We start from the raw sequence: 11,097 nt of genomic DNA, 5'->3' as shown, positions 1-11,097 counted from the left end.
ACATCTAGCGCATAGCGTGGCGCTGGCGCCCCAGGCATCGGCACGGCAGCGCACGCACGACCGGGCAGCGCAAGTCGAAACGCTCCGCAAGCAATAAGGCATTGCGCGTGGTTTGATCGAGCGGCGCGTTGCCAAACACCGTGGTGATGCCCAGCAAGTCGATCGACGAGGTAGCACGCAGCATGCACATCGCCAGCATGTCGTCGACACCAGGATCGGTATCCAGAATCACGCGCGTGCGCGACGTCGTAACCGCGGGCTCGAGCCGCGCCACGTCATTGTTCCGTACAGGTTCCAAGAGGATCCCCTTTGCCGGTTGGTCGTGTTTGCTTTAATGCATTTGACGCATCAAACTTTAACGCAGCCCCTGCCCCCACACGAGTCGGCCAATCGGCCTGTTTCCACGCCTCGCGTACGCCTCCTCCACATCCTAGACACCTTGATGCCGCCTTGCGTGTTACCCGTGATATCCGACATCGCAATGCCGCACCGGTTTTGTCGAAGAGCCTGCCGTCCTCGCCCGCTGATTTTCAAGCGATGCTGACAATCGCTCGGAAACGCATACTTGCGGCGGATATCCAACATTGGATGCACGCAATACCATGCCCGGCCATTACGTAACATGTTACGTTTTGCATCGTTCTTTTGTATCCGGATAATAAGGGGAATCCCTGTGTGGGTTCGGCGGGTCAGGCCGGATGGCTTGCCACCCAAACCAACGTACACCTCGACAGGCGGCGGGTTTACTTGTCGGCTTTTGTTCCTGAGATTGCGCGGAGTACCTGATGTCCGAGATACTAGAAACCCCCGCTCCGGCGGTCACTCCCCTGCGGCGCCGGTCGTCGATCGTGCTGCTGGAGGCCGTTTACAAGCGCTATGGCACGTTCCAGGCGCTCTCCGAAATCGACCTCGATGTGCAGAAAGGCGAGAAGATCATCATCTGTGGACCGTCGGGTTCCGGGAAGTCGACGCTGATCCGTTGCATCAATCGAATGGAAAAGCATGATGGCGGCCTGATTCAAGTCAACGGCCACGTACTGACCGACAATACGAAGGATATTGCCGCCGTTCGCCGCGACGTCGGGATGGTATTTCAAAGCTTCAACCTGTTCCCCCATCTGACCATCCTCGAAAACTGCACGATCGCTCCCATACACGGCCGTGGCATGAAAGCGGCGGAGGCAAGGGAACTGGCGATGCACTATCTCGAAAAGGTCCGGATTGCCGATCAGGCGCACAAGTATCCATCACAGATGTCGGGGGGACAGCAGCAACGGGTCGCAATCGCCCGTGCCCTCTGCATGCAGCCGAAGGTGATGCTATTCGATGAGCCAACGTCGGCGTTAGACCCGGAAATGGTGAAAGAAGTGCTGGAAACCATGCGCACGCTGGCGGAGGAAGGGATGACGATGTTGTGCGTGACACACGAAATGGGCTTTGCCCGAGAAGTGGCCGACCGCGTCGTCTTCATGGACCAAGGCCATATTGTGGAGCAGTCGGACCCTGAATCGTTTTTTACCCAGCCGAAGAGCGAACGCGCACGCGGCTTCCTTGAGCAGATTCTGCACTAACCTACGTGACATGGGCGTAGACGCTGGCCGTGGCGTCAACGCCTGCGCCATCCCACGTTGGAAGCATCGATTCATCAATATTATTGATACTCGATTACTAAATAATATCGTTTTTCAACAGTAAAACGCATTGATAGAATGCCGCTTGTCAACTGCGTTCCGCGAAAAATTCGCGCGACACCCCCAATGCTTTTACCAGGGCCGACGTAAACCGGTCAGACAATCATGAGCGAAACAACCGCCGCCATTCCGCCATTCCATCTTGCCTTCCCGGTCCATGACATCGCGGTCGCACGTCAATTCTACGGCGAGGTCCTAGGCTGTTCCGAAGGACGCAGTTCCGACGAATGGATCGACTTCAACTTTCACGGACATCAGATCGTCGCGCACTTGGCGCCATCGGAATGTGGTCACAACAAAACCAGCGCGGTGGATGGCCATGGCGTGCCGGTACGGCATTTCGGCGTGGTGCTATCAATGGACGCGTGGCAACAAATGGCAGATCGCCTGGTCGCCGCCAGCACGAAGTTTGTCATCGAACCCTATATCCGCTTCAAGGGTGAAGTCGGCGAGCAGGCGACGATGTTCTTCCTCGATCCGTCAGGTAACGCACTGGAATTCAAGGCATTCAAAAACATCAACTCGCTGTTTGCGAAGTAGGCGCATGGCGCAGAAGCGTCGTGGCAGAATAGACGCTGCGTGTTTTGTTTCCCCTTCTTTTCAGGAAACCCATGCCAGAAATCGAAGCGGCCCCGTCGATCGCCCCGGCCGCCGGTGCCAGTGTGCCGCCCGGCCAAGCGATAGGAGCCACGTCCGCACCGCTACCCGTCGGTACACCTGAGGCGCCGCGCTTGATGCCATCGGGTGACTGCTGTCTGATCGTGGAATTCGGCCAGACGATATCACTCGACGTCAACCAGCACGCCTGCCGCTTCGCAGACCGCGTTCGCGCCAAAGCCATTCGTGGCGTTGTCGATGTCGTGCCGATGTTCGCAGGCGTTGCGGTTCACTATCTTCCGGAACAGATCGTGTGCGGACATGCACACCACGCCGCCGATTGCGACGTGAATGCCGACGAGATACCGTTCGACGCGCTGTGCCGCGAAATGCATGTTCTGCTCACGGCACATGACGGAGGCACCGACATAACCGCGCGCGTTATCGAGGTGCCGGTGTGCTATGGCGGCGAATACGGGCCTGACTTCGATGATGTCGCGCACTCGACAGGCATGGACCGCGACGCGCTCATCGCCGCGCATAGCGGTGCCGATGCGCGCGTCTTCATGGTCGGCTTCGCACCGGGTGCACCCTATCTCGGATTGTGGGACCAGCGCTTCGCACTGCCCCGGCGTGCCAGTCCTCGCATGCTTGTTCCCGCGGGCACGGTATCGATCGCCAATCGACAGACCGTCATCATGCCGCTCGACCTGCCCACCGGCTGGCATCTGCTGGGCCGGACGCCGCTTCGGCTCTATAACCCGAAGGCGGAATCGCCTTTTCTCCTGTCGCCCGGCGACCGCGTCAAGTTCGTACCTATCGATAGCGATACGTTCAAGGCGATTGCCAGGGAGCAACCGGTATGACGATCGATGTCGTGAAACCGGGCATGTTATCCACATTCCAGGACCGGGGCCGATACGGCCACCAACATCTCGGTTTATCAGTGTCTGGTGCAATGGATACGTTGTCGCAGACGTTGGCGAACGTCGTGCTGGGCAACGACGAGAATGCGCCCACGATTGAAATCACAATGCTCGGGCCAGTACTGCACTTCACGGAACATGCCGTCATCGCGCTATGCGGGGCCGATTTGTCCGCCGAGATCGATGGTATTCCCGTCAATCAAGCCGAACCTACCGCCGTGCGTGCCGGCGAACGCTTGACGTTTGGCCGCCGCGTACATGGCGTGCGTTGCTACCTGGCGATACGCGGCGGCTTTGACGCACCGATTTTCATGGGCAGCGCCAGCACCTATCTACGCGGCCGCGTCGGTGGACTTGATGGACGCGCGTTGAAAGCGGGCGACACACTGCGCGCCTGTTCGCACGAGATCGACTTGCCGGCGCTGCCGTTCGAAAGCACGGTCCTGAACGCCCTGCTCAAGGACCGGATAGGTGACACCGTGCGCGTCATGCCGGGACGGGAATGGGACCATTTCGACGATCACGCGCGCGAGACACTGCTTGGCCAACCTTACACGATCACCACGCAGTCGGACCGGATGGGATATCGCCTTGAAGGACCCGTACTCGATCGTGCGACCAAGCGCGACATCCTCTCGGAGGCCATTACCTTCGGCGCGATGCAGGTGCCACCAAACGGTCAGCCCATTGTGTTGATGGCGGAACGTCAAACCACCGGCGGCTATCCTAAAATTGTCCAGGTGATTGGCGCGGATCTGGGTAAACTGGCGCAGTGCGCGCCCGGTGACACCATCCGCTTCGAATTGACCGACCTGCGAACGGCCCAGAACTTACTGCGCGAACGCGCCACGGCGTTGAAGGCCGTGCGCGAAGCCGCCTGGCAGCGCTACACGTTCTGACAGCCCGCCGTCGCCATACCAAATCCACACGTGATGTTGCGACGGTGATTTACCCGATATATGCATTCCTTGGGCGACGCGTTCCGGTCAGACAGGTACAGGACCGGTACTTCCGCGTATGACAAATTCCGTCGGTACACGCGGCAAAGCAATACGCGGGCGACCACGTAGTTCGCGCATTAGGTAATCCGCCGAATCCGTGCCCACCTGAACCAGATCGACGCTGACTGTGGTTAATGGCGGTGACAAATGGGCGGCAAAGTCGTAGTTATTGAAGCCGACGATGGAGACGTCTTCCGGCACCCGCAGGCCCGATGCCCGGGCCGCCAGCAACACGCCAAACGCCAGCAGGTCGTTGCCACAGATGATCGCCGTGGGTCGATCGCCTGGTTGCGCCAGCAGCCGCAACATCGCCTCGCGCGACTCTTCCAGACTGAACGCATCCGCGATGACGCGATCGTCAGGCAACGTCAGGCCCGCTTCCGCCAGCCGCTTGCGAATGCCGGCGTTACGCTCGGAGACACGATCGTTGGTCGACGGCGTCCCGACGATCACACCAATGCAGCGATGACCGAGCGCTACAAGATGATCGGCGATCTGATGTCCGACTTCCGCGTTGTCGAATCCCAGACTGGGATGGTCAGGGTCCAGGGACAGCGTCTGGATGCAGGGCGTACGGCTTCGTGCAATGCGCTGCCACATCTTCGGATCGTGCGTGTGCCCCACCACCATCAATGCGTCGATGCCGTGTTCGAGCAGATTTGTCACTTCCTGCAGCTCGAGCTGCGGATCGAACTGTGAACTGGCCAACAACAGCGTGTACCCCTCGTCATGCACACGTTGCTGGAACGCCGTCAGCATGCGCGAGAACGTCTGCGTTTTCAGCGTCGGGACAACCGCGCCAATAGTCTTGCTCCGACGTGACGACAACGCGCGTGCCGCGCCATTGATGACGTAGCCCAGGTCTTCGCAGGCCTTGCGCACGGCGGTGCGCTTATCCTCGCGCACGATGGCCGTACCATTCAACACGCGCGACACCGTCGCGGTGGACACGCCGGCGCGACGCGCGACATCAATCAGGGCAACGCGCGTGAAATCGCCATCGAATGGCGCGGCGGACGGCGATTCGGCAAGTACCGGTGTGGACACCGACGACGGGGCGGATGACGGCGACGGCACGTCGTGCGTGACATCGGTGGCCGCATGGGACTGCGGCGAGCGGGGCGGACGTTTTGTGCTCATGGCAGCGCGATTGTAGCCGATGACAACGGTTTCCACCAAAATCACTTCGACACAACACCGTTCTCGTCAAGTGTTTTTATTACTCGTGACAACGCTATAAAAAAGAATCGCGCCAGACGCGGGTAGTACCCCGATAAGCCCAAAAATCGACGCGTGATAGGATGTCTTATCATAAAAATAGGGGGAGACATGGCAAAGATCACGAAGATACGGACGCTTCGTCTCGCGCAGCGCCCGAAGCTTTTATGGGTGGAAGTGGAAACGGATGACGGCCGAGTAGGCCTGGGGGAAACGTTTCGCGGCGCAACGGCCGCGGAAGCGGTTATCCATGAAGTGGCCAGCGCGCAATTGCTGGGTAAGGATGCGCGGGACATTGCGGCAATCGCGGACGTGATGGGCGCGCCCTATGTGGGGTATCACAGTGCGGGGGCGGAAATTCGCGCCGCCAGCGCGATCGATATTGCGCTGTGGGACCTGCACGGCCAACGCCATGGCATTCCTGTTTTCGAGGCGCTGGGCGGCGCCGCACGTCGGTCCATCCCGGTCTATAACACCTGCGCAGGCTATGACTACAACACCAGCGGTGCCGGTCGCCGTGTCATTGGTGGCGACGATGCGGCAGTCGGGCCATATGACGACCAGATCGCGTTTGAACGCGACGCGGGGGGTCTGGCCGAAAGCCTGCTCTCGGAAGGCTATCGCGCCATGAAGATCTGGCCGTTCGACCGATTTGCAACGGGGGACAGTGCGAATCAACTCAGCACGGAGCAGATCCAGCTCGGCCTCCAGCCGTTCAAGGACATCCGCGATCGGGTGGGCAATAAGATCGAGATCATGTGCGAGCTGCATAGCTTGTGGAATGCCACCACGGCGTTACGCATTTGCCAGGCGCTCGAACCATACGACATCTTCTGGGTCGAGGACCCGATATCGAAAATGGACGACGCCCATGCCCTTGCCGACATCCGGCGCCGCACGCGCGCGCCGATTTGCGCAAGCGAGACATTGTCCGGGCTGCCCGCCTTCCGCAACCTGCTGGCCGCCGATGGCGTGGACTACGTGATGCTCGATTTGGTCTGGTGTGGCGGCTTCACTGGCGCGAGGAAGATTGCGGCGTTGGCGGAAGCGTATGCACGGCCGCTGGCGCCGCACGACTGCACCGGTCCGATTGCGTTGTTCGCCGGTCTGCACCTGGCGTTGCACGCGCGTACCGCGATCTTCCAGGAAGTCGTCCGTGCGTCGCTGTCGACATGGTACGGCGATTTGCTGACAGCGCTTCCCGTGATCAAGGATGGCGTCGTGCTGGCGCCGGATGCACCCGGCATCGGTGCCGCATTGCAACCTAGCGTCAAAACCCGCACCGATTGCACAATCCGCGAAAGCACGGTGTAGCGCGCGGCACCCGCTACGGATGGCACTTGCTTATTTCACTGTATGTTTGTACAGTATCATGGGCGTGCCGCATTATCGAATGAAACCGATGGCGGTAGCGCGAATCTTCCCCTGGTGCATTGCTCTCTCCACAGGCCCGCTATATGAGTCCCGAACAATTGGCCGAAGCCACCCGTCGGTTTCTCGAAAAAACCCCAAGATTGCCAATCGTATTGATATGGCCGCGATATCGGATGCACGGCAGCACGATGTCAGCGAAGACGAGACGCGCCGCTTTCATATCGAACGCGCGATTGGACAGCAGGCGCGGATGTTCAACCTCGATCCCTACCGCTATCTCCTGCGGCTTGGCGTCGACGATCCAGCCGAGCGCGAGCGCTTGTCCGATGCCTACGACCGGGAAGCGGCGCAGGAGTTGGGAATGACGCTCGAGGAATATCGTAAACCGACGGCGGCTCATTAACGCAAGCCGCGATGATGCGCGAACTGAAAACCTTTCTTGCAGTGGTGCGCTTTGGCACGTTCGCGAGCGCCGGTGCGCATATCGGCGTAACGCAATCGGCTGTCAGCGCCCAGATGCAGCGCTTGGAAGAGGAACTTGGATTCCCCCTGTTTGATCGCACGGGGCGGTCCGCCAGATTGAATGCCGCCGGCAAGCGCGCCGTCACCGTGGCGGAAGAACTGCTGGCTGTCTATGCCAGACTCGCGCATCCCGAGGAAGACAATGAGCAGGGCGGACAGTTACGGGTAGGCGCGATCGCATCGGCGCAAGTTTCCTTCCTCGTCCCGGCGTTGCAGCGTTTTCGCGATGCCGCGCCTGCCTGGCGTGTCCGTCTGATACCAGGCGTGTCGTTGAACCTGCTGTCGATGGTCGATGGAGGCGATGCCGACCTGGCCGTGCTGATCAAGCCACCCTTTGCGATTCCCCCTGAATTGCGCTGGCGTACACTGCGTCGTGAGCCCTATGTCGTACTGGCACCCGCGACGATGCAGGCGTCCGCTTGGCGTGACGCGCTTCGGTCTCAACCCTTTATCCGCTACGACACGGGCTCGTTCGGAGGCCGTCTCGTGGATCGCTTTCTGCGCCGCGCTCGCATCAATGTGCAGGAGATTGTCGAGTTGGACGAGTTGCAGGCCATCGTCGATCTTGTGGCGCATGGTGTTGGTGTCGCGCTGGTACCGATGGCGGCTTCGTTACGCCTTGGTGATGCGGTGCGTGTGCTATCACTCGGCCAAGAAACATTCCATCGTGAAATCGGCATACTCGAACGGAACATTCAACCGCGCAAAAAGATGTTGGAATGCTTCACGCAATGCGTTGTGGATGCCACGCGACCAATCGCCGACACCCATACGCGATTCACCAATGACGCACCCTAGCGGCCTGTCGGACACCCCAGTTCGGCCGATAATGCGTGGGCGACGTCAATCACCACGCCTTGGAGCGCCGCCATGCGCTCATGCGGCATATAGGGGGTGGTGCTCGATACGCTGATCGCCGCAACAATCGCATGGCTCGCATCACGAACCGGGGCGGCGACGCAGCGAATGGAGGGTTCGTTATCCTCAAGGTCAAATGCATAACCACCGGCAGCGTAGGTTTGCATCCGCGCCAGCAGGTCTTCTACGCTAGGTCGCGTATGTGCGGGCAGTACCACATCGGCGCGCGGATGCCAGGCGCTGGCGATCCGTGCCAAAGCGTCATCTGGTTCGAAACGGCCGCGCGCGTGGGCAACGCCGGTTCGATGCGATGCCAACGCCGCGACAGTTGCCGCGGTATCAGCATCGTCGTCACGGCCACGCTCCCGGGCATGAGCATCGTCACGTATCGCCGCGCCGCGAAACAGCGCTTCCCATTGCTGGGGGGAATCATCGAGAATCAGTGCCTTTCCAACCCCGGTCAACGCGATGGGCATGCGCTGCCCTACACGCGAGCGCATCTGCAAGCCTTGGCGTCCGGCGATTTTTTCGATATAGAGCACGTCCTCACCGTCACGCACGGCAAGATGGATCGTATCCCCGGTCAATCCCGCAAGCTTGTCCAGATAGGGCCGCGCGAGCGCCGCCAACGGGATCTGCTCACGCGCCTGGAAGCCAAGCTCCAGCACGCGTGGTCCCAGGAAATATTGGCCACCGCTCACCCGCAAGTAGCGCTCGACCACCAACGTGGATACAAGCCGGTGCGTGGTACTGCGCGTGGTGCCAAGCCGCTCACCCAACGCTTTCAATGAGCGTATGCCGTTGCCCACCGCGTCGAGTACGGCGAGGCCGCGAAGCAAGGTTTGCGCACCGGCAGGAGGTGTCGCCGCGGGCAATGCGGGACGCGCCCTCAACGTTGAAGGCGCTCGCGACAGGTTATCGCCATCGCTAGCTTCCGTCACAAGGGAGGACGCCAGCCGGCTGCAGTCCATCGCGCCGTCGTCGTCCCCCGCGTGCACGACCTGTGCCTGCATGGACGTATCCCGCACCATCACCATTCAGCCACGCTGCCGTCGGCATGACGCCAAACGGGATTCCGCCAACGGTGCCCTTCCGCGGCACGCGCCCGGACATATTCCTCGTTCACTTCGATACCCAACCCAGGCCCTTGCGGAATGGCAACATAACCGTCACGATAGTCAAAAACCGACGGGTCTTTTACATAGTCCAGCAAGTCATTGCTCTTGTTGTAGTGGATACCCAGGCTCTGCTCCTGGATAAACGCATTGTATGCAACCGCGTCAATCTGCAAGCACGTTGCCAATGCGATCGGCCCCAACGGGCAATGCAGCGCCAACGCAACGTCATACGCCTCGGCCATCGACGCGATCTTGAGCGTCTCCGTGATGCCCCCCGCATGCGATGCGTCGGGCTGGATGATATCGACATAGCCATCGCTGAGGATTTTCTTGAAATCCCAACGCGAATAAAGACGCTCTCCCAGGGCAATGGGCGTCGCACTCAAACCGGCCAGATCGCGTAGCGCTTCATGATGCTCGCTGAGCACGGGCTCTTCGATGAACATCAGGTTGTACGGCGCCAGCGCCTTGATCAACACCTTCGCCATCGGTTTGTGCACGCGACCGTGGAAGTCAACACCAATCCCCACGTGCGGTCCCACCGCTTCGCGCACCGCGGCGACATTCGCTACCGCGAGATCGATCTTGTCGAAAGTATCGACGTACTGCAATTCCTCGGTGCCGTTCATCTTCAGCGCCGTAAATCCGCGTCCCACTGCGGCCTTCGCCGCCGCCGCCGTATCCGCCGGACGATCTCCGCCAATCCACGAGTACACGCGGATACGGTCTCGCACCGGGCCGCCGAGCAATTGATGCACCGGCACACCCAGCGCGCGGCCTTTGATATCCCATAGCGCCTGATCGATACCCGCCAGCGCGCTCATGTGGATCGCACCGCCACGATAAAACCCGGCGCGATACAAGACGTTCCAATGATCCTGAACGTTGCGCGGGTCCTTGCCAATCAGATAATCCGATAATTCGTCAACGGCCGCCGCCACCGTATGCGCCCGGCCCTCGACAATCGGCTCGCCCCAACCGGCGATACCTTCGTCGGTTTCCACCTTGATGAACAGCCATCGCGGCGGCACGATAAATGATGTTATTTTCGTGATTTTCATGTTATGTCGTCTCCTGATCGATCAATTGCGACGTCTTGGTCGGCAATGCCGACAGCCTTGTCTCATACGGCCGGCTGCGTTGTGCGCCATGCCGTCATGAAGCGGTGCGCGCGTTGACCCACTTCGGCGGCATCGAGGCCCGGCTTGTACAGCGCGGAGCCAAGGCCAAATCCCTGCGCGCCCGCCTCCAGAAAGGACGTCATATTGTCCGGCGTGATACCGCCAACGGGTAGGAGCGGAACGCTCTTCGGTATGACGGCGCGCCATGCCTTGACGACGGCCGGCCCAAGCAACTCCGCCGGAAACATTTTCAGGACGTGGGCACCCGCGGCCAGTGCAGCGAACGCTTCCGTCGGCGTTGCCACCCCTGGGGCCACGGCAAGCCCCGCATCCCGCGCGGCGCGGATCACGGCCGTATCGGAGTGCGGCATGACGATGATCTGGCCACCGGCCTGCGCGATCTTCGCCACATCGTCCGGCGACAGCACCGTCCCCGCGCCAACCATTACCTCGTCGGGCAAGGCCTGGCGCAATGCCGTGATGCTTCGCAACGGCTCGGGTGAATTCAATGGCACTTCGATGATCCGGAAGCCAGCCTCGTAAAGCGACTGACCGATGTCGACCACCTCATCGGGCCTCACCCCGCGCAGAATGGCCACCATGCCGCATGCCTGCATGGCGCGATCCAACATCGGGTGCGTGGAATGGAGTGTCATGCGCAAATCCTTAAC

At 60.4% G+C, this 11,097-nt stretch carries 12 protein-coding genes; 7 read left to right on the top strand and 5 right to left on the bottom strand.

What is annotated here, in order from left to right:
* Window positions 1-4 precede the first annotated feature (4 nt).
* Complete coding sequence (locus WM40_RS23180) at window positions 5-298, bottom strand: nucleoside hydrolase (RefSeq protein ID WP_157685918.1); 294 nt, start codon at window positions 296-298, stop codon at window positions 5-7.
* A 487-nt stretch (window positions 299-785) separates the two neighbouring features.
* Here WM40_RS23180 and WM40_RS23175 point away from each other — a divergent pair, with 487 nt between their 5' ends.
* From WM40_RS23175 to WM40_RS23160, 4 genes are all read left to right on the top strand, one after another.
* Entirely contained in the window at window positions 786-1,571 is a 786-nt protein-coding gene (locus tag WM40_RS23175; RefSeq protein WP_046154115.1) for an amino acid ABC transporter ATP-binding protein, read from the top strand.
* Between the two features lie 225 nt (window positions 1,572-1,796).
* The gene (locus WM40_RS23170) at window positions 1,797-2,231 is read left to right on the top strand and encodes a VOC family protein (protein WP_024905358.1); all 435 of its coding nucleotides are present in this window, start codon (window positions 1,797-1,799) and stop codon (window positions 2,229-2,231) included.
* A 71-nt stretch (window positions 2,232-2,302) separates the two neighbouring features.
* Window positions 2,303-3,154 carry a 5-oxoprolinase subunit PxpB gene (pxpB, locus tag WM40_RS23165; RefSeq protein WP_024905357.1) on the top strand — a complete coding sequence of 284 codons (852 nt, stop codon included), beginning with the start codon at window positions 2,303-2,305 and terminating at the stop codon, window positions 3,152-3,154.
* On the top strand, window positions 3,151-4,113 hold the full coding sequence (locus tag WM40_RS23160) for a 5-oxoprolinase subunit C family protein (protein WP_024905356.1): 963 nt from the start codon (window positions 3,151-3,153) through the stop codon (window positions 4,111-4,113). The genes pxpB and WM40_RS23160 overlap by 4 nt, the downstream gene beginning before the upstream one ends.
* 87 nt (window positions 4,114-4,200) lie before the next feature.
* On the opposite strand, the gene WM40_RS23155 is transcribed toward WM40_RS23160, so the two are convergent.
* Window positions 4,201-5,355 (bottom strand): LacI family DNA-binding transcriptional regulator, encoded by a 1,155-nt coding sequence (locus tag WM40_RS23155; RefSeq protein ID WP_082103142.1) that lies wholly within the window; start codon window positions 5,353-5,355, stop codon window positions 4,201-4,203.
* Window positions 5,356-5,544: 189 nt separating this feature from the next.
* On the opposite strand from WM40_RS23155, the gene WM40_RS23150 reads away from it, so the two are divergent.
* From WM40_RS23150 to WM40_RS23140, 3 genes are read left to right on the top strand one after another with little or no spacing between them, the layout of a single operon-like run.
* Window positions 5,545-6,747: a mandelate racemase/muconate lactonizing enzyme family protein gene (locus WM40_RS23150; protein WP_024905354.1), complete on the top strand. Its 1,203-nt coding sequence runs from the start codon at window positions 5,545-5,547 to the stop codon at window positions 6,745-6,747.
* Entirely contained in the window at window positions 6,647-7,210 is a 564-nt protein-coding gene (locus WM40_RS31760) for a DUF6388 family protein (RefSeq protein ID WP_330218174.1), read from the top strand. The genes WM40_RS23150 and WM40_RS31760 overlap by 101 nt, the downstream gene beginning before the upstream one ends.
* Window positions 7,211-7,221: 11 nt before the next feature.
* Window positions 7,222-8,127, top strand: a complete 906-nt coding sequence (locus WM40_RS23140; protein WP_024905352.1) for a LysR family transcriptional regulator — start codon at window positions 7,222-7,224, stop codon at window positions 8,125-8,127.
* Here WM40_RS23140 and WM40_RS31755 read toward each other — a convergent pair.
* The 3 genes from WM40_RS31755 to WM40_RS23125 all read right to left on the bottom strand — a co-directional run bounded on the left by WM40_RS31755 (window position 8,124) and on the right by WM40_RS23125 (window position 11,082).
* Window positions 8,124-9,158, bottom strand: coding sequence for an IclR family transcriptional regulator (locus tag WM40_RS31755; protein WP_413783825.1), 1,035 nt, complete (start codon window positions 9,156-9,158; stop codon window positions 8,124-8,126). The two genes, WM40_RS23140 and WM40_RS31755, sit on opposite strands and share 4 nt — an antisense overlap.
* A 59-nt stretch (window positions 9,159-9,217) precedes the next feature.
* Window positions 9,218-10,366, bottom strand: coding sequence for a galactonate dehydratase (gene dgoD, locus WM40_RS23130; protein WP_024905350.1), 1,149 nt, complete (start codon window positions 10,364-10,366; stop codon window positions 9,218-9,220).
* Window positions 10,367-10,428: 62 nt separating this feature from the next.
* The gene (locus WM40_RS23125) at window positions 10,429-11,082 is read right to left on the bottom strand and encodes a 2-dehydro-3-deoxy-6-phosphogalactonate aldolase (protein ID WP_046154113.1); all 654 of its coding nucleotides are present in this window, start codon (window positions 11,080-11,082) and stop codon (window positions 10,429-10,431) included.
* Window positions 11,083-11,097: the final 15 nt, after the last annotated feature.

Source organism: Robbsia andropogonis (genome assembly GCF_000970345.1).
Taxonomy (GTDB): Bacteria; Pseudomonadota; Gammaproteobacteria; order Burkholderiales; family Burkholderiaceae; genus Robbsia; species Robbsia andropogonis.
This window is presented reverse-complemented; position numbering and strand designations above follow the sequence as displayed.